Origin of the sequence: Pseudoalteromonas tunicata (assembly GCF_002310815.1) — a bacterium.
Lineage (GTDB): Bacteria > Pseudomonadota > Gammaproteobacteria > Enterobacterales > Alteromonadaceae > Pseudoalteromonas > Pseudoalteromonas tunicata.
The window spans coordinates 1,900,093-1,919,021 of record NZ_CP011032.1; the positions used below are offsets into that span (position 1 = coordinate 1,900,093).

At 37.4% G+C, this 18,929-nt stretch carries 16 protein-coding genes; 7 read left to right on the forward strand and 9 right to left on the reverse strand.

Annotated elements, in window-relative coordinates; translation table 11 throughout:
- Positions 1-65: 65 nt before the first annotated feature.
- From PTUN_RS08645 to trpS, 3 genes are all read left to right on the forward strand, one after another.
- Complete coding sequence (locus PTUN_RS08645) at positions 66-974, forward strand: histone deacetylase family protein (RefSeq protein ID WP_009839861.1); 909 nt, start codon at positions 66-68, stop codon at positions 972-974.
- A 206-nt stretch (positions 975-1,180) separates the two neighbouring features.
- Positions 1,181-1,621, forward strand: coding sequence for a SirB2 family protein (locus PTUN_RS08650; protein WP_040644134.1), 441 nt, complete (start codon positions 1,181-1,183; stop codon positions 1,619-1,621).
- A 696-nt stretch (positions 1,622-2,317) separates the two neighbouring features.
- Positions 2,318-3,316: a tryptophan--tRNA ligase gene (gene trpS / locus PTUN_RS08660; RefSeq protein WP_009839864.1), complete on the forward strand. Its 999-nt coding sequence runs from the start codon at positions 2,318-2,320 to the stop codon at positions 3,314-3,316.
- Positions 3,317-3,392: 76 nt separating this feature from the next.
- Here the strand turns inward: trpS and vioE are convergent, their stop codons facing one another.
- From vioE to PTUN_RS08690, 6 genes are all read right to left on the reverse strand, one after another.
- Entirely contained in the window at positions 3,393-3,992 is a 600-nt protein-coding gene (gene vioE, locus PTUN_RS08665; protein WP_009839865.1) for a violacein biosynthesis enzyme VioE, read from the reverse strand.
- Positions 3,993-5,126: a flavin-dependent violacein biosynthesis monooxygenase VioD gene (gene vioD, locus PTUN_RS08670; protein ID WP_009839866.1), complete on the reverse strand. Its 1,134-nt coding sequence runs from the start codon at positions 5,124-5,126 to the stop codon at positions 3,993-3,995.
- Positions 5,126-6,415 carry an NADP-dependent violacein biosynthesis oxygenase VioC gene (gene vioC / locus PTUN_RS08675; protein ID WP_009839867.1) on the reverse strand — a complete coding sequence of 430 codons (1,290 nt, stop codon included), beginning with the start codon at positions 6,413-6,415 and terminating at the stop codon, positions 5,126-5,128. The genes vioD and vioC overlap by 1 nt, the downstream gene beginning before the upstream one ends.
- Before the next feature lie 2 nt (positions 6,416-6,417).
- Positions 6,418-9,447 (reverse strand): iminophenyl-pyruvate dimer synthase VioB, encoded by a 3,030-nt coding sequence (gene vioB, locus PTUN_RS08680; RefSeq protein WP_009839868.1) that lies wholly within the window; start codon positions 9,445-9,447, stop codon positions 6,418-6,420.
- 38 nt (positions 9,448-9,485) lie between these two features.
- On the reverse strand, positions 9,486-10,772 hold the full coding sequence (vioA, locus tag PTUN_RS08685) for a flavin-dependent violacein biosynthesis tryptophan-2 monooxygenase VioA (protein WP_009839869.1): 1,287 nt from the start codon (positions 10,770-10,772) through the stop codon (positions 9,486-9,488).
- Positions 10,773-11,151: 379 nt separating this feature from the next.
- Positions 11,152-12,540, reverse strand: coding sequence for an MATE family efflux transporter (locus PTUN_RS08690; RefSeq protein ID WP_009839870.1), 1,389 nt, complete (start codon positions 12,538-12,540; stop codon positions 11,152-11,154).
- A 1,136-nt stretch (positions 12,541-13,676) separates the two neighbouring features.
- Here PTUN_RS08690 and PTUN_RS08695 point away from each other — a divergent pair.
- On the forward strand, positions 13,677-13,916 hold the full coding sequence (locus PTUN_RS08695; RefSeq protein WP_009839872.1) for a DUF2798 domain-containing protein: 240 nt from the start codon (positions 13,677-13,679) through the stop codon (positions 13,914-13,916).
- Positions 13,917-14,134: 218 nt separating this feature from the next.
- A complete protein-coding gene (locus PTUN_RS08700; RefSeq protein WP_009839873.1) occupies positions 14,135-14,422 on the forward strand; it encodes a hypothetical protein in 288 nt (95 codons plus the stop codon).
- Positions 14,423-14,530: 108 nt separating this feature from the next.
- On the opposite strand, the gene PTUN_RS08705 is transcribed toward PTUN_RS08700, so the two are convergent.
- A complete protein-coding gene (locus PTUN_RS08705) occupies positions 14,531-14,911 on the reverse strand; it encodes a SpoIIAA family protein (protein WP_040644135.1) in 381 nt (126 codons plus the stop codon).
- A gap of 146 nt (positions 14,912-15,057) precedes the next feature.
- Complete coding sequence (gene asnS / locus PTUN_RS08710) at positions 15,058-16,455, reverse strand: asparagine--tRNA ligase (RefSeq protein ID WP_009839875.1); 1,398 nt, start codon at positions 16,453-16,455, stop codon at positions 15,058-15,060.
- A 223-nt stretch (positions 16,456-16,678) separates the two neighbouring features.
- Between asnS and PTUN_RS08715 the strand changes: the two genes are divergently transcribed.
- Together PTUN_RS08715 and PTUN_RS08720 are read left to right on the forward strand one after the other, a co-directional pair.
- Complete coding sequence (locus PTUN_RS08715; protein WP_040644246.1) at positions 16,679-17,020, forward strand: hypothetical protein; 342 nt, start codon at positions 16,679-16,681, stop codon at positions 17,018-17,020.
- 1 nt (position 17,021) lies between these two features.
- Positions 17,022-17,453, forward strand: a complete 432-nt coding sequence (locus tag PTUN_RS08720; protein ID WP_009839877.1) for an AAA family ATPase — start codon at positions 17,022-17,024, stop codon at positions 17,451-17,453.
- 78 nt (positions 17,454-17,531) lie between these two features.
- Here the strand turns inward: PTUN_RS08720 and bioA are convergent, their stop codons facing one another.
- The gene (gene bioA / locus PTUN_RS08725; RefSeq protein WP_009839878.1) at positions 17,532-18,839 is read right to left on the reverse strand and encodes an adenosylmethionine--8-amino-7-oxononanoate transaminase; all 1,308 of its coding nucleotides are present in this window, start codon (positions 18,837-18,839) and stop codon (positions 17,532-17,534) included.
- Positions 18,840-18,929 lie beyond the last annotated feature (90 nt).

Here is an 18,929-nt window from a genome sequence, read left to right on the forward strand (position 1 = left end):
TTTATATCAGGCGGATAATAAGTTGAGTAAACTAAGCCCCATAGCTGTTTGTTTCGTGATTTATAATGTCAATTAACCCACATTTACCCTTAGTGTATCATCCAAATTATTCGTTCGAATTTGACCCAAATCATCGCTTTGTAATGAGTAAATTTGCTGATTTATACCAACACTTAGTGCAAACGGGGTATGTTAATCACAACATATTTAAACCACTAAGAGCCAGCATATCTGAGCTTGAAAAAGTGCATTGCTCGCGTTACCTCCATCAATTAAACCAAAATACACTCGATCAAAAAGCAAGTCGCAGAATAGGCTTACCCTGGTCAGAGCAATTAATGGCGCGCACTTTTATTGAAGCACAAGGTACCTTACTGACTGCTCAATTAGCCTTAAAAAACGGCATTGCCTGCCATTTAGCGGGCGGTACCCATCATGCCCACTATGATTTTGGCTCAGGCTTTTGTATGGTCAATGATTTAGCCTATACCGCAGCCAGCTTAATTGATTCGGGCGATGTCACTAATGTACTTATTTTTGACTTAGATGTGCATCAAGGCGATGGCACTGCGGCCATTTTGCAACATCACCCTTATATTTTTACTTGCTCAATTCACTGCGAAAAAAACTTTCCCTTTCGTAAAAGTCAAAGTGATTTAGATATTGGCTTGGCTATTGGCATGCAAGATGATGCCTACTTAGCGCTCATCGAATCAACGCTTCGAAGCTTAATTGCTGATTTAAATCCAAGTCTTGTTTTATACGATGCGGGAGTTGATATTTGGCAGCATGATAGCTTAGGCAAACTCGATATTTCATGGCAAGGGATAGAAAAGCGAGACCACACGGTATTGTCTGTTTGCCAGCGTATTGGCGTACCTGTCGCCACTGTAATTGGCGGTGGCTACGATAAAGACCCACAACGCTTAGCGCAACGACATAGTATTGTGGTACAACAAGCAGCGCAGTTTTAATTATTCGACTAAGTCTTGCCTATTTTAGCTAAAATTAAAGCAATGCTTTTTGCAGTAAAAGCCTAATGCTTTGCTTAAATTGAGCTCAAGTATCAAATTAATATGGTAATTAACATTTTTTATCCCTGTGCCTCACTATATACTGCTGGTGTTAAACAACATTTAATTGAATTTAAGCAAGTACCGTCATTTAATGGAAAACACATATGTATCTTATAGTTAAACACGCACATCTTACGATCATCGCCCTGACGTTTATCCTATTTATTATTAATTTTGCGTTAACGATGAAAGGTTCTGACAAGGTAAATAACAAACTCCTTAAAATTGGGCCTCACATTTTATATACCTTGTTTGTTTGTACATTTATTTATTTAGTTGCAGTTAATCCACTTAACTTATATCCGTTTACTAATGGATGGGCGACGTCAAAATTAGCGGGCTTTGTATTTTATGTGCTTTCTATTACCTTGGCATTAAAATCGAAAAAGACCCTTTGGCGCATTGTCGGGTTTATTAGTGCGATTTTCTGGCTTGCGATGACAGGGCGTTTAGCTTTTGCACACCACTTAAAAGTAAAAGGTGCTGAAGATACAGCAAGTGCACTCATTCAATATGGCCAAACAGTACTAACAGCTATGTGTTAAGCAGTTTTTTATCATATTAGTTAGCAAGTTGCGAAAACGCGCTTGTTGATAGGCTCATCAAGTTATCTTATGAGCCTTTTTTATTGCAAAAAAATAATTGAAGTGATTCTTTATAAAACCATTGTTTGATACGTTACTTTTGTTGTTATCAAGGTTTATCAGGTCGCGATTGCGGTAGTGGCAACAATAAATACCGCAGGCGCAATTGGTGCGTTTAATTCATTTTCATTGAAAAATGCATTAGCTTCAGGGTTAACATCCGGTGCAACAGCGGGCGTGGGGAACGTGTTAGGCGTGGGCTGTACAGTAGTACAGTTGTGATCTTCCCCCGTTTTAGTGGACACCTCTTCAAAACGTTGAGGAGGCCAATATGCCTAAATATATTCAACTCAGAAACACATGGTTTTACCCAGTTAACTTCAAAATAAAAGCAGTCGAGCTAACCTTAAAATAATGTTATGTATTTTGTTTTTTAGTTGAATTAAAAAAACAACAAAAAAGGTACGATAAGATTGTTTATTCACAAATTAAGTGCTAGTTTATGGCTATGAAAATCTTATGTTTTATCTCACAAATTTGCTGGTGGCGCTCTATTTTGAGCGGCACTTGAATCTAATTGTTCAACGGCTGCCGAAAGGTAACAGTTGAATATCACACTATTTCTTTCGGTCGCTACTTAAATTGAAGGAAATACACATGAACCACAAAATTTTAACCGGCGATAGACCTACAGGGCCACTGCATTTAGGTCATTATGTTGGCTCATTAAAAAATAGAATCGAATTACAAAACCATTATTCCCAAACTATCTTAATAGCTGATTTACAAGGATTAACTGATAATAGTCATAACCCGGAAAAGGTTTCTAGTAACATTTTAAATGTGTTAGCTGACTATCTGGCTGTCGGTATTTGCCCAACTAAAACGACAATTTGTTTACAGTCTGCATTGCCTGCTTTATCGGAACTGACCATGTTTTATGCAAACTTAGTCTCAGTGTCTCGTTTAGAGCGTAATCCAACTGTTAAAGCAGAGATTGCGAGTAAAGAGTTTGGCAGCTCAATTCCTGTAGGCTTTTTTAGCTATCCAATCAGTCAGGCTGCTGATATTACTGCATTTGATGCGACTTTAGTGCCCGTTGGTGATGACCAACTACCGATGATCGAAATTACTAATGAAATTGTTAGAAAATTAAATAACATTGCGCAAAAAACTATCTTAACTCAAGCGAAGCCATTATTAAGTGATACGCCAAGGTTACCAGGAGTGGATGGTAAAGCTAAAATGTCAAAATCATTAGGGAACGTTATTACTTTTGGTAGTAGTGATGACTTTATAGTAAAGGCTGTTCGAGCGATGTATACGGACCCAAATCATTTGAGAGTTGATGATCCTGGGCAAGTTGAAGGTAATGTTGTATTTACTTATTTAGACGCCTTTCATGAAGACAAAGCTTTTATAACACAATTGAAAAACCATTATGCAGCCGGTGGATTGGGAGACACTAAATTAAAAGGCATTCTTGCTGATTGTTTAATTAATTTAATTACCCCGATAAGGGCTAAACGAGCGCTTTTTTTAGCAGATCGAGGTGAGCTTATTGCTATTTTAAAATCAGGCACTGAATTGGCAAATCAACAAACTCAAACAGTTGCACAGCGTGTTAAATCAGCTTTTGGATTAAATTTATTTTGAATGGGAGGATGGAAATAACAGCCATAAAATATGTTTTACGATTAATGGCTGTTAACCCTCATTCTTACAGGGAGTGTTATTTTTTTAATGGCTCTGGTTTGAATATTTCGTTATCTATTTTATAGGTATTAAAATTAGGAAAATCTCGTACTGATGCACATATTTTTGGATCTCCGGTGATCATACGTACCAGGTGATTAGTGCCATTAATAAAGTAATATGTAGCAGGACCTTTGTTATCAGGGCGTTGGAAAAGCCATTTTTCAGCCTGATGCCCTAACACCGTTTCAATGCCCATATATTGCGCATTACATTCAATTAATACTTTTTGTGTGAGTATTAATTCATGACACGGATCGATTTCATCATCTAAGACTTGTGCTGAAAATTCTGATATGCTTTTCATATCTTCACGTGCATAAGCCACTTTCGATTTAAAAGATTCGTCGGTATTAGGATACATAATTTCTGACATCCATAATCTGTTACCCATCTTTATTTCTGGCCAAGGATTGAATATCCCATCAATGCGACATACATTTTTTGTATAATCGAACCAACAATAACCTGAAGTAATATCATCGTCAGGTTGCATTGGCATCCAGTATGATATGTAGCTACTGCTCCATTGAGCAGGTAATAAAGGTGGCTTTTTTGTTATTTTACTCAGTTGCATTTATTGCGCTCCTCTAGATAACGCTTTTTCGAGTGCTTGCCCGAGGGCAGGTGGCAAAGGTGGTAACTTGTCTCTTCGTGTAGCAAAACTCTTTGCTAACTCAGGAGTTGATAAATGCATGCGATCTTCAACTGTTTCAAACCATAATCGGCTCGTACTTGCATGCTGATCAAATAACTGCATCAGTGGCATGACATGTTTGTCGAAGTCTGCTAATGCCTTATTGATGTTTTTTGCATGGTAATGCACTGATTTAACTAATAGTTGTGCGCCAACAACCGCCATGGTTGTGCCATGACCTATAGAAAAATGCCCAGATTGTAATGCATCGCCAATTAATACAATATTACCGTTATATGCTTTTTCATGTCTCAAGGTCATAAAGTGACGCCATTTTAATCCTTTAGGAGAGATAACTTCATGTCCATTGAGTTCATCATGGAAGACTGATGCGATAAAGGTTTCTGCATCTTGAGTCGACATTTCATCTAAACCTGAGTTTCGATACGTTTCTTCACTACATTCAACAACAAAAGTACTCATATTGCTGGAGTATTTATAACAGTGAGCAACAAAATTACCTTTAGCTTTCGTTTTGAAAATTAAATTCATTTCATCAAATTTTTGGGTTGTTCCGTACCACATATAACGATTTTTACCGAATTCAACCGTCGGTTTTAATGCGTCTTTATAATATGTTGATGTTTGATTAATGCCGTTAGACACCACAACTAAATCATAGTTATCGCACTCTAAATCATTTAATTCTAATGCTGGTTTTTCATATTGGATGTTTATGCCCAAGCCAATACATAATTGTCTAAGTTCACGCACCATTGATTTACGTTCTGCACCACATAATGTAACGCCAGTTTCAGTTAAAGCTGATTCATTGTGGTGAGTGAGTTTAAATTGCTCTAAATATTGCGCATCTAATGACTCATGATTTGATAAATATGAAAGTGGATTTGCAGGGTGCTGTTGTGCTCTCCCTGGTAGCACCACCCCCCAACCAACACTTTCTTCTTGGTTGTTTTTTTCTATAATATTGATGTTCCAATCAGGATTTAATTTTTTTATTTGACTAGAAAACATCAATCCAGCAGGTCCTGCTCCGATCACAAGAATATTCATTAGTTTAATCTTCCTATTTTGTACCAAACATTTTGCTTTTGTTGAAGGTGTCTAATTGTGCTGTACTTCATTGTGGTGAAATATAATTTCTCAGCCATATCAGGGGGATAGAGCGTTGGAAATTTTTTTCCCATGTAGCGTAAATAGCGAGCTCTTAAAAAGAAAATAGGATTTGAGCAACTTAATACTTGATAGTTGGCTCGTGCCATATCTTGCATGGCATCTGCTTCTACTTTTCGCAAGCTTGTAAACTCAGGTAAAATATCAGCTAAATTACCATCGTATTTATCAAATAGCCCCGCTAAAACATAGGCATCCTCTAATGCCATATTCATACCTTGGCCTAAAAATGGTGCGGTTGCATGAGCAGAGTCGCCGATCAATAATGCTTTATCTTTGTAATGGAAGGTAGACGACCTGACATTGATTAAGTCGTTACTGGGCTTAACCATAAATTGTTCAAGTAATTCAGTGCGTATTTCTTGAGGCAGCATGCTGTAATAACGCTCAAAAAATTCATGCATTGCTTCTTTATCATCTGTATGCAGACTAACTTTGCCATTAAAGGGTAAACACACAGCAAAACTTATGCTCCCATCAGGAATTGTGGCTGCTCGTCCTGCAAATTGACCATTAGAATCCATGCCGAAAAAATGCAATAAATCAGGTGCTAAACCAACGGTTTTTGCATCAGGGATCACTAATGTTTTATAACCATGTTTGAAAAATGACTGCTCAAATTCAAAGCGGCGACAATGGGTTTGCATGGCATCTCTGACACAAGAACGCGCACCATCAGCACCAATTAATAACTCACCATAGTGATCAATAAAGTTATTATTCAGATCTTTAGTTAATAAGTGGCATTTATCTAAGTTAACTTCAATGCAGCGTTGGTTGAAATGGTAATTGACACCTGCTTTTTCTGCATATTTGTTGAGTAATAACTGAAAATCACTGCGACTAAGGGATAGCGGCTTTAATTTATCTAATGGAGGCAACTTTCGTATTTTATTTTTACCGGCAACAAACAAAGACATGCCAGATACTTCGATACCACAATCTTGCAACTCATTAAGTGGAATGCCTGCATTAACAACAGCCTCAATACCACGCACAGTCATACTGACACCGATAGCTCTTGAACTAACTTGATCTATGTAATCACTTTGATCGAGTAACGGGTTACACCGTTTTTCAATGACATGTACTTCAAGACCTTTATTAGCTAAAAAAATAGCTGTTAGGCTGCCTGCTAGGCCACCACCAACAATGATTATTTTTTTCATTACTAACCTTCCCTTGATAATTTTCCGGTTGCGAGTTCGATCATTTGGTTATGATAAAATTCGAGTAGTTCTATTTGTGTTTCTGTCGGTGTTGCGCAGACTGTTTTTGCCATTTTTGCGAGACTTTTACATTCTTTGGCGAGTGCAAAACAACCTTGGTAATAATCATCCATCGCTTTAAAATTAAGTGCTCGCGGTAAAGGAGGCCCTGCATTTCGACCCGCAATACCCGAAGGTAAAGTCATTAAATGCACTGATAAAGGTCTTAAAATACCAGTCATTAAATCAATGGCTGCATTCATTAAGCGAGATCGTCTCATGCTACCTTTGGTTGTTTGCGCAAAGTGTTGCATCATCATTTTGAACATAAGTTCATGGCAACCTTGATATAAAGTCATCAAAGCTTTGCTATCAGTATCGGTGACGACATGGCATCCCTTGCGTTCGCTAATAACAGGGTTTTTCAATACTGGATATGCGGGTTCAAACGGAATGTCACTTAATGTGAGTTTTTTAGAAATTGCTCGTAAACGATTGAAATGGCTTAATTCGAATTGAGGTGAATCGGCACTGGCACCTTCGCCTTGTTCCGTAACAAAATCGATAGCGAATAATGCTGTTGCTTTATCATACACTTCAAATTGATAATGGGGATACGCACGATTTATGATTTCATTTAAAAATAAATGATGCTCACCGCCTTTTTTGCTTATTTCACTGCTGTATAAATCAGGAATTTCATTGACCGCCACGCGAATTTCATTATAAAAATCAGCAATTGATTTTCCGACTGAAGTAAAGAAATGTGGCCATTCAAAACGAACAAATTTAGCAATAATATGTTCTGAGAATGGTTCAAAAGAAAACTCAGTATCTAAACCAAATTTATCTTTTGCTGCTTGCCCAAAAATAGGCTCTCCAGGATAAAAAGGTTCATCTAAAGACATTAAAATATTATTAATTACTAAATAATGAATCATTTCTTCATGCGCGATTTCTAAAATAGCGCCGCGCCAACCACTTTCTTTTCGCCTGTCTTTTGTCCCATTAACTAAAGTTAATTGTTCTTGAGTCCAACGGCCAGAATTGACAAGTTGCTCTCCTGCTGCATAAGTTGGTAAAGAATATGCGCTGTAAAGATATTGCAGCATAATAGATAGTTCGAGATCGACTGCATCACGAAGCTTTGCTATTAATTGTGCTTTATTTTTTATATCACCTTTTATTGTGATTGGTTGTTGTAAATCGGGGAGGGGTTTAGGAATTGCCGATTGTTCTACATTACTTAAATATTTAAGAAAGAGGTGCGATTTTACAGACGACATCTCCCTAGTGCTGGGCATGTAATAACTTTTATTGCGATTATTTGGATCACACATCTGCCACATTAAGCGCGCGTAAGTTTCGCATTTACATTTATCGGCCATACTAAATACTTTGTCTGCCATAAAGGGGTAGAGTAGTTCGTAATAACCCATCACATTATGATAAAGAAAATCATAATCGACCTTTTCGTCTGCCACGTCGAGCAAGTGCCAATCATCACTGAGAATTCGTACTTGAATGGGATTATGGTGCTCGCCTAAAAAAAGCGTTCCACTGCCTGCTGCTAAGCTCTCAATTATTAGTTTCCCTCTACCTTGGTGGTCAGTTTCAATATATGCATCACAATTAATTGTTTTCGGTGTTGCTATAAAGGGAATTAGGTTCTTAATGGCTTGAGGTTGACCTCTAAAGTAGCTGAAGATATCTATTTCTTGAGTACTTTTACTGTCGTCGTTAGGGTTGGATGATTCAATCGCGATAATGTGTTGTTCAGCTTGAATATGCCAATCCAACTCGTGCCAAGTATGTTGGTTTGACTCTAATCTAAGAGATTGATCATCAAGTGATGTATTGCTTATTTTTAAAGGAATATCAAAAACATGATTGTTGTCTGAGTTTTGATAAATTGACTCAGGTAAAATCGCAATAATTTCACCATTATTTGATTTTAAAACTAAATCTCCCAAAGATACTTTATCTGCTAGTTTTGGAGGCATGCCATTTTTTACAGGTAACGTCTCTAAATACGCTTTATGTGGAATACTGATAGGCATATTTAAGCTTGCCCAACCGTCTTGAATTGTCACTGTAATTGGTGAGAACTGTAATGGGTTATCTGGTTGTAAAATACGGCCTGTTGGGTTTGTAGCCATATCATGTTTACGCCATAAGCCGATGGTGCCATGTAAATCACAAAAAACAGGTGTATCAGGTTGTTGAGGTGGAGATAGATTTGATACACAATATTGAACTGTTAAGCCAAGCACATCAGGGTCTTCAAGCGCTATTTTCAGTTGAGCTAAAAAAGGAGAATCGATATTCAACTGGTTAAATAAAAAGTTTTGATTCTTTTTACAAACAGAAAATTGAAACAACCTTGCTTCAGCCATCTCGTTAGATAAAAAATGAGTGGGTTGATCGATTATATATCTAGGATTTAGCCAACGAACACCATGGGTGCAATCTATATCTGAAGAAAATATATGTGCCGTATTTGCTGACGCATTAGCATCACTAATTGTGAGTTGGCCTGCATATATTAAAGCCGAATCACGCCGTGTTGGATCATTATCAACCCAACGAGCGCGGTTAAAAGATGTTCTTAAATATTCGTTGTAGTGCCCCCATAACCCTAGTTTGCTGCCTACGATAGGATCGGTGGTTTGATATTGCCCATAATGCAGTTGTACTGATGTAATATAGGTATTTTCCCAAGAAAAATGGTTATTACCTATCATGTTATATCCCGCAACTTGATTAAAGTCGCCTTCAGGATCTTCTAGGCCTAAATGATTAAATTTGGGTGTAAAAGATTTTAAATATTCATGGCATTTGCTGGGGTGTTGTTTTAAATCAAACCCAGAACCATTTTGTAAAACCGTATTAGTGGCGATATCAAGCGTATTATTGATATTTCTGTTTGCAGTGGGCACGTTAACACGTGCCGCTCCTTTAAAATGAACTCGGGGTAAATCGAGAATACTCATTTTATGTCATTTCCTATATTGATTATTGCTTGATATTTTTATTTGTGATTATCTGTTTGGCTTTCTTCTTCAGCCTCAAGACGTTTGAGTAACTTTAACGCTGCACTCTTTCCTGCCATAACACCGCCTTCCATCCAGCCACAGTGTGGTGTATAAGCATCTGAAGCAGAGATGATTTTACTTTTCTTATGGACAAAACTTAGTGGGTGAGTAGGGCTACACTCTTTAGAAAACTCAACGCCATGTATCCAATATTTATGTGTATGCTCTATCGGGTCGGGTATGTGATCAACATCGCATTGAATTGCATCAGCCATAAATTCTTTTATTGTTTTTAAATAATGGGCTTCGCCATGTTGACTCGTTTCTTGCCAGTAATTAGCGAAATCACTATCTGTGTAAAAAAAGATATATCGATTATCTTTAAAGTAGAGTTTTCTGATTGGGTTATTGGTAATAATCACATGATCTGTTAAAGATAAATCTTGCCACCAAGGCTTTTCATAAAAAAGAAAGCCTTTAAAAAGTGGAATTGAGCCATATGTGTAGTGGGTCCAATCTTGTGGGAAATTACAATTAAGCCTGCTCATGGCTGTAGGAGGTAATGTGACTATCATGTCACCTTGAGTGATGCGTACAATATCATCATTACTGGTTTTTAAAGTTAAAGCGGGCGTTTTTTCATGGTTATCGATAGTGATGAGTTCATAATCAAAATGGAATTCAACGCCTAATTCGACTGCGCGGTCATACAATATTTGTGGAAGAGTACAAAACCCTTCTTTAAGGTTTCGCCAGGTATAGCCTGCATTATCAGAAAACCCTTGGATCTCTGGATGTTTTTCTATTATGTCGTATGCAATATTAGGGGTTATAAAGGGCAGGGCTAAAGAATCATATCCAAGCGCGTTAATGATGTCTTTACTTTGATCTTCACCTAAATAAGCCGTTAAAAAGTTGATGAATGAGTCATCTTTATGTTCGTCACACATGGGCTTTAATTTGTTTAAAATTTCTTTTAATTGACTATGTAGCTCTTGTGGTCTGGTTAATTGCGTAAAAGGAAAGCTTTCATTTTCAATATTAAAATGTGCAACTAGTTCATTAATATTTTTATGAAGTTGTGGTGAAAACCGACCTGCCCCAAGATCGATAAATTGTTCTTGAATTTTTATTGCATGGGCTCTACCACCAACACGCCTTTTATGTTCAAAAACACGAATTGTCTTTTTGCTACCTAAATGAAAATTAGCGAGCGTGAGTGCACATATAATTCCCGAAACTCCAGCCCCTACAATGGATATAATATTTTCTTGATTCGACATCTTTCATATTCCCTGGAAAATAATAAATGGCCTAATGTTTACTTATACTCACCTGAACCCCAATTAGGTACTACGTAAACAAATGTAAATTAACATACGTTCCTGTAATAGGGAATTGGAAAAAGATATTTAGTCTTACTTTTATCGTGGGAAGCGGGTGCTTTTTTATAGGAGTGTTAACGGCCTGTTGAAAAAAAACCTGTTTATTTGAGTGATCTATGCGTTTTTGATGTATAAATCGTTGTTAACTTTATTTTCAAGTTATTGTTTTTAAATATTTATCTTCGCTGCTAATTAATAAATTTTAATAACGTAACTTCATCACGATAATAGTAAGCGCTATTACGTTATTGTTTAATTATCCAATATGAATATTTTATTAAGTTGAGTGTTTGATTAACCTATTTAGGTAAATAAGGGAATAAATGAACGCAAATAGCCCACCAGTGATATCAGCGATTGGAAATGCAAACCATAGCCCTTCAGGGCCAATGAGGCTGGGTAAAAAGTACATGAGCGGTAAAAGTAAAACATACGTTCTTGCTGCGTCTAATAATGTAGCAGGTAAAGCTTTTCCTAAGCCTTGAAATAATCCGCTAGACATCATACAAAAGCTCGCTGTTATGAAGCCTGAAAAGCAAATAGGTGCAATATTAGCTCCGAGTTTTATGATATTAGCGTTGCTTGTAAACATTGCTAATAATGTATCTGAATAGAAACACAGTATCCCTGTCACCACGACTCCCCAAGTGGCACTCATGGCGATTGCAACAAGATAGGCTTGTTTTACTCTTTGATATTGTTTCGCTCCGAAGTTATATCCAGATAGCGTTTGTAAAGCGACCATCATGCCAATTATAGGTAAAAATAAAAACATGAAACACCTAACTAATATGCCATGAGCTGCGATTAAAGGCTCTGATACATCAATAAAAACGGTCGATATTGAATAAACAGTCACAGCAATTGTAATAGAAAAGCCACCATGAGAAAGTAAAACAGGTAAACCAAGGCTTAAAATTTTAAAGTGAATCTTTATTGGGCTAGTTAAGTTTTTGAATGAAAAAGAAACGGCACTTTCTCCCTTTTTTTGTAGTGCTATAGCCATCATTAAACCCAAACTTACTGCAATAATTGTAGCCCATGCTGCACCGGCTACATCCCATTCAAATACGAATATAAAGAGTGCATCTAAAATAATATTTAAAATAGATGCTGTTGAAAGCACTTGCATCATGGCTTTTGGATTACCTGATGCCCTAAAGCCTTCGGTAATTTGATTACTAATAAAGCCAATAACCCAAAAAATGATGATCGGGGTAATGTAGCTACTAGCTTGGTCGCGCAAGGTTAATGGTACAGCGAGTAATTCATAGATATGATCTAAAGCTAAAAAAGTAAAAAGACAAAATATGAATGCACAAATAATTGATAATAAGAATGAAGTTGAAAATACAATATCAGCATCGCGTTGCCTTTTAGCGCCAAGATAACGAGCAATCAGCGAAGCCATACCACTTCCAAGCATGGTACTTATTGAGATTAAAAACATTTGAATGGGAAAGACTGATGAAACAGCTGCCATAGCATTAGCGCCAATGCCTTGAGAAATAAACAAAGCATCTACAAAACTATACATACCATTTATTAACATGCCTAAAATAGCTGGTAATGCAAGAAATCCGAATTGCTTGAAAATAGAACTAGTTATTAAAGGCGAGCTTTTATTGTCCGATAATACCGCTAACTCAAGTGTATTTGTTGTCATTGTTTGTACCTAAAATGAGTAATTTTAGGCGCAAGTGTACTCATAAATTTTTATTGTGTAAAATTCTATTCAAAATGAGTGAAAATATAGCTAGCTTGTTAATGGCGATCGCTATCATTTAAACACTCCTTTGTTACAATGGTTGTGTGTCGTGATTGAATTAGTTTACTAATTGGTAGACCTTCTACTCGTCAGCTGTTTATAACTTAACGATTTATAAATAAACAACTGTTTTAAATTGGAAAGCGCTTGTCAAATAAACACTATTGTTTGAACACATCCCAGAAACAGCATCCATGCGTGGACTTCCTCAAGCTGCAAAGCGGTGCCTTGCTCTTTTGTCACCTTAACGCCACCAACATAACGTTTACTCCGGCAAATAACCAATAGATGTGAACGTCAACGGCGAAGATAGGCGATCCATGACCAAGCTTCATCTTACATTTCATCCATGAAATACATGACTCACCAATTGTTTATATTTAGGCCGCGGTCACAGGGGAATTGGTATCTGTGAAAGTTTTTAGTAGCAAGGGTTTCACGTCGTGATCGGGTGTGTTTTTGACTATATTTGACAACGATTTTTATGTATTTTTAATACAAAGAAGGTAGTCCTTTAGAGAGGCAAGGTAGTTAAGTATTTCCTGTATTGGGGACTGCTTTTGCAAAATAGGTGCACAAGCAAGACGTTCGTTAATCGCTTTAGATTCCACACCTTTCTTTTATAAAAAGAACATGTATTAGCTAATGTGTTCGGCGTGCTTTTTTAGCTGGTTTGATAACTTTTAAGGCCAAAACTTTGATCACCGACCAGCTGTAATTATCAATATACACGTATAATGAGCGTACATCGCACAAGTCGCAAGCTAACATTTTACAGCGGTTGCGCGCACCTGTAGTTTTTCGTCATCCAAACTTGCCATCAATTCAGATGATGTATGGGGTTTTTTGTTACAGGCTTTTTATGAGATAAGTTTACTTGTTAGGAATTTGTTTTATGAAAAGAGCTCCAATAGTAGCTGTTAATTGAAACTATTGGGTTAGCTTAGCGATTATGGTTTTATTTAGTACAGCCTGAAGTAAACTGATAACTCGCATGTAGTTGTTTTATTTTATTAATTTAAGGATTTTTATACATGATAGACCGCAAGCATCATAAAATTGTATTTTCGTTTTTTATGTCGTTACTTATGTCATGCATTATGTCGCTGGTTATCAGTATCTTTAATGTGGGCTTAGTCAGTAATATTATTTTTATTTGGCTAAAAGCGTGGGCATTTGCGTTCACCGTGGCATTTTCAACCATTTTACTTGTGTCACCATTGGTGCATAAGCTAGTTAGTTTAGTGCTTAAAGAAGATAACAATCATGCTTAGTCTCAATCTAGGCTGGGTCATTCTTACTTTCCAAAGTGGATCAAATAGGTTAAACGGTTTATTAAAGGTTATTATTAGCAAATAAAGCTAAACTCACCCTAAATTAAAGTTTTGGTATGCAACCTTCAACTGCTCGAAAAAATACCATGCCAAAATGAGCTTACACATTATTTAAATTAGTTGATAACAGCTTGTTAGAACATTAGGGATCGTTGAACGTGAAACTATTAAAACTATCGTTGGATCAATATTTTGCCATTATGTGGTTTACGCTCGGACTTTTTGTTTTGATGCTGATGTTTGCTATTACGTATGGCAAAGCCCCGGTGAGTCTACTTGGGCTGTTAATGATGTCAATGTTATGTTTTATGCTAAGCGCCCAGAAAACTAAACGTTTTTCGATTGAGAAAGAAAAGTTTAACAAAGGTATGTTGTATGGTGCGTTTTCTACCGTTATCTTTAATATTCTGGCAATTATTTTCAATCAAATGGTCAACAGTTTATAACCCATTTAAGTTAATTCTTGTTACGTTGATGTATAAAGGGGCAATACTGTATATTACCCCTTTTTTATTACAATATGATTGATTTTATTACTGTTGCTAATTAAATGGCTAATCAAACAGCCAATTAAGAGCGGCCGTTTTGTCTTCAAAGTATTTTGCTTCGCCACTAATAAACCAACTAGTCATTTTGACCATGATTGCTTGCAATTTTTTATGACCGTAAATCGCAATTTTACCAAAATCATTATTATGTTTAAGCCCAATCTTTAAATCGTCCCAGGCAGCACGTAGTTCCAAACCTGTGAGTTCATCGGCATCAATCAGTACATTGACCTGAGGGTGCTTTAAATTACAAATTGCGCTTTCGATAATGGGAATAATGCGGGTGTAATCTTCGTGGCTAAGAGTGCCAATAATTTTTAATGATAAAAAAATTGTTTCGCCGTGGCGTTCTAAGCCGATATTTAATCCGTGTGTAAGTTTAGCCATGTCCATCCCTTGTGATTGCTAAGATGAAGTAAGCGTAACACAGTATTGCAAGTATTGTTTGATTTTAGGTACACACAACAGATTTAATTAAAAACAAAAAAATCGGCTAGTAAGCCGATTTTTATCAATAAACAGACGCGATTAGATTAGTACGTTGCGCTGCCTTTGGTGCGAGGAAACGCAATTACATCTCGTACGTTACCCATACCGGTTACATAGGCGACTAAACGCTCAAATCCTAGGCCAAAACCTGAATGCGGTACTGTGCCGTATTTACGCAAATCACGATACCAAGAATAATCGTCTTTGTTTAAGCCCATTTCTTCTAAACGCGCATCTAGAATATCTAAACGTTCTTCGCGTTGTGAACCACCAATGATTTCACCAATGCCAGGTGCAACAACATCCATTGCCGCGACTGTTTTTCCATCTTCATTTTGACGCATGTAAAATGCTTTGATGTCTTTTGGATAGTTTTTAATGACTACAGGTGCTTCAAAGTGCACTTCTGCTAAGTAACGTTCGTGCTCAGATTGTAAATCGACACCCCATTCAACAGCGAATTCAAATTTCTTACCGCAGTTTTTAAGGATTTCGATAGCATCGGTGTAATCTACTTGTGCAAAGTCTTTTTCAACAAAGCTTTCTAAACGTGATATAGCTGTTTTTTCAACGCGCTCAGCAAAAAACTCCATGTCATCACGGCGCTCAGCAAGCACGGCAGAGAAAACGTATTTCAGCATGTCTTCGGCTAATTTTGCGATATCGTTTAAGTCTGCAAAAGCAACTTCAGGTTCAACCATCCAAAACTCAGCAAGGTGACGAGAAGTATTTGAGTTCTCGGCACGGAATGTTGGGCCAAAAGTATAAATGTTCGACATCGCAGAACAGTACGTTTCGCCATTTAACTGACCTGATACCGTTAAAAATGCTTCTTTACCGAAAAAATCTTCACTGTAATCAACATTACCTTTATCGTCGCGTGGTAAGTTTTGCATATCTAAGGTTGATACGCGGAACATTTCACCGGCACCTTCACAGTCACTGGCTGTGATGATGGGGGTGCTGATCCATAAAAAACCACGCTCATGATAAAAACGGTGAATTGCTTGTGCTAAACAGTTACGTACACGGGTTACGGCACCAATCATGTTTGTGCGTGGGCGTAAATGGGCGTGCTCACGTAAATATTCAATGCTATGACGTTTTGCAGCCATTGGGTAGGTATCTGGATTTTCAACCATACCAACGATGTTTACTTCGTCAGCTTGGATTTCAAAGGATTGACCTTGACCTTCAGAACGAACAAGTTTGCCAGTTACTTCGACTGAACAACCCGCAGTTAACGTGGTAACGTCATTATAATTATTAAGTGAATTAGGCACTACAGCTTGAATAGGATCAAAACAAGAACCGTCATGAACGGCTAAGAAAGAAATACCTGCTTTTGAGTCGCGACGCGTGCGGATCCAGCCTTTAACTGTAACCTGACTATCGACTGCAACTGCGCCTTTTAATAGCTGTGCTATTGCTGAATGGCTCATTTTCACTCCAATGATTAACGTTGCCTGTACTATTTACAACAATACGAATGTGCAAATTAAAGAATATTAGCTTAGGCGTACCTAAGCGATGGGAGAGCTATCTTACCTTTGAATTTACCAGAAAAAAACACTTTAAACGCTTTTCAAACATTAATGCTTGTATTTTAGACAGTTCTACGTTTTTATGATTGCTAAAACAAGCAACTCAAAGGAAGTTGATAACTTGGTTGAACGTAGAAAACATTCTGATTTATTTAATAAAATCCTAATGGGATTAAATATTGCGTGTTGGCTTACTTTTTTAGCGGCATTAGTGATGTTTCATTACGCTCGGCCTGAAATAGAATACGGGATTATTCGCTATTTTAATTTATCAGTACGAGAAGGGTGGCTTCATACTCCAAAAGAAGTGTTGATTGCATTATTATACGTGTGCGCAGGCTTATCATTGTTAACCATTGTATTGAATCGCTTTCGTGCAAGGCGACAAAGTGATAGTCTTAAAGTTAATTTAATCACTTTGTTGATTATCTCTCTTTCTTTTCTTTTAGTTGTCAGTTTATAACATGAAACAAGTTTTTATATTACGAGGCTTACCTGGCAGTGGTAAGAGCTATTATGCACAGCAATTGTGCCAAGAGCTGGTTAATGGTGACGAAGACCAATTTTTGATTTGTTCTACCGATGATTATTTCTATCAAGATGATGGCTATCATTTTGATAAGTTTAAATTGCCTGAATACCACAGTTTAAATTTATCACGCTTTGTTAGAGCCCTTGGTCAAGAAGTCCCTTTGGTGATTGTTGATAATACCAATATTAAAAAATGGGAGTTTTTACCTTATCTTGAAGTAGCCCATGCTTTAGGTTACCAAGTGAAAGAAGTGATTGTTGGCGATATTAAAGACAAGTCCATGCAGCATTTGTACAGCCAGCGCAATAGTCACAATGTAGCGCTTAAAACCATTAGTAAAATGGCTTATATGTTTGAATGGTAAAAGAGTGAGCAATCCTCACTCTTTTTTGTTTATTGTTTCTAAGTTCTTTAATTGTTTACTACACATACAGCTGTGTAATTATTCGCGTTTTAAGACCTCAGGATATTGTGTCAACACGTCAAAAATGGCTTGTCCTAATTGTTTTATGTCGTCAGGGGTACTGATATACGGCGGCATAAGGTAAATTAAACGGCCAAAAGGCCTGATCCAAACACCATATTCAATAAAGCGTTGTTGTATTAGCGCAACATCCACACAATGGCTAACTTCTACGACCCCAATAGCGCCCAATACTCTTACATTAATCACACTTTCAAGGGCTTGGCATGGTAATAATGAGTCATTTAATGTTTTATTTAACACGGCCACTTGGTTTTGCCAATTGTTCGCTTGTAATAATTCAATACTGGCGCACGCTACGGCACAGGCTAGGGGATTGCCCATAAAAGTTGGGCCATGCATCAATACGCCAGCTTCGCCTTCACTGATCCCTATGGCAATTTTGTTGGTGGTCAGAGTGGCAGAAAGCGTCATGTAACCACCGGTTAACGCTTTGCCAATGCACATAATATCTGGGTTAATATTGGCATGCTCAACCGCAAACAACGTGCCGGTACGGCCAAAGCCAGTGGCAATTTCATCACAAATCAATAAAATATTAAACTCATCACAGAGCGTTCTGACAGTTTTTAAATAATCAGGGTGATAGAAATTCATTCCCCCTGCGTTTTGTACAATAGGCTCTACAATAAACGCAGCGACTTCATGATGATGGCGAACAAAGTAGTCACGCAAAGTGTGCGCTTCATTTTCATCAAAGTGTTCAAAAAAGCCACTTTGTGGTGCGGGCACAAACACATGCTGAGGTAAAAAGCCTTGATACATACTGTGCATTGAGTTTACTGGGTCGCATACGCTCATTGCTGCAAACGTATCGCCATGATAGCCCTTATTTGGAGTCATCAGTTTACTTTTGCCTTTTACCCCTTGGCTGAGCCAATACTGCAACGCCATTTTTATCGCTACTTCAACACTAACAGAGCCACTATCAGCTAAAAATACTTTTTGTAATGGCTCAGGTGTCATGGCAACCAGCAATTTGCAAAGTTCAACAGCGGGCTCGTGGGTTAAACCACCAAACATGATATGGCTCATTTTAGCCAGTTGCTTGGTTACCGCTTCATTTAAACGAGGGTGATTATAGCCATGGATTGCGCTCCACCATGAGGCCATACCATCTGTGAGTTTTTCACCGCTTTGGAGGTAAATAAAATTTTCTTCTGCATGGCTAACGGGGTACACCGGCAAGGGCTTTGTCATTGAGGTATATGGGTGCCAAATGTGATTTTTATCAAATTCAATATCAATTGGTTGTTTATTGTTCATATGTAAACTTAAGGTGCGCTGGCTATGTTGACAATTATAGTTTGCTCCGTAGACTACCCAATAAGTGCGATAGAGACAAACTAAAAGAGA

What these genes read in the sequence shown, in the direction of transcription:
- PTUN_RS08645 (WP_009839861.1), top strand. Translation starts at nt 66, where the DNA reads ATGTCAATTAACCCACATTTACCCTTAGTGTATCATCCAAATTATTCG.
- PTUN_RS08650 (WP_040644134.1), top strand. Translation starts at nt 1,181, where the DNA reads ATGTATCTTATAGTTAAACACGCACATCTTACGATCATCGCCCTGACG.
- trpS (WP_009839864.1), top strand. Translation starts at nt 2,318, where the DNA reads ATGAACCACAAAATTTTAACCGGCGATAGACCTACAGGGCCACTGCAT.
- vioE (WP_009839865.1), bottom strand. Translation starts at nt 3,992, where the DNA reads ATGCAACTGAGTAAAATAACAAAAAAGCCACCTTTATTACCTGCTCAA.
- vioD (WP_009839866.1), bottom strand. Translation starts at nt 5,126, where the DNA reads ATGAATATTCTTGTGATCGGAGCAGGACCTGCTGGATTGATGTTTTCT.
- vioC (WP_009839867.1), bottom strand. Translation starts at nt 6,415, where the DNA reads ATGAAAAAAATAATCATTGTTGGTGGTGGCCTAGCAGGCAGCCTAACA.
- vioB (WP_009839868.1), bottom strand. Translation starts at nt 9,447, where the DNA reads ATGAGTATTCTCGATTTACCCCGAGTTCATTTTAAAGGAGCGGCACGT.
- vioA (WP_009839869.1), bottom strand. Translation starts at nt 10,772, where the DNA reads ATGTCGAATCAAGAAAATATTATATCCATTGTAGGGGCTGGAGTTTCG.
- PTUN_RS08690 (WP_009839870.1), bottom strand. Translation starts at nt 12,540, where the DNA reads ATGACAACAAATACACTTGAGTTAGCGGTATTATCGGACAATAAAAGC.
- PTUN_RS08695 (WP_009839872.1), top strand. Translation starts at nt 13,677, where the DNA reads ATGATAGACCGCAAGCATCATAAAATTGTATTTTCGTTTTTTATGTCG.
- PTUN_RS08705 (WP_040644135.1), bottom strand. Translation starts at nt 14,911, where the DNA reads ATGGCTAAACTTACACACGGATTAAATATCGGCTTAGAACGCCACGGC.
- asnS (WP_009839875.1), bottom strand. Translation starts at nt 16,455, where the DNA reads ATGAGCCATTCAGCAATAGCACAGCTATTAAAAGGCGCAGTTGCAGTC.
- PTUN_RS08720 (WP_009839877.1), top strand. Translation starts at nt 17,022, where the DNA reads ATGAAACAAGTTTTTATATTACGAGGCTTACCTGGCAGTGGTAAGAGC.
- bioA (WP_009839878.1), bottom strand. Translation starts at nt 18,839, where the DNA reads ATGAACAATAAACAACCAATTGATATTGAATTTGATAAAAATCACATT.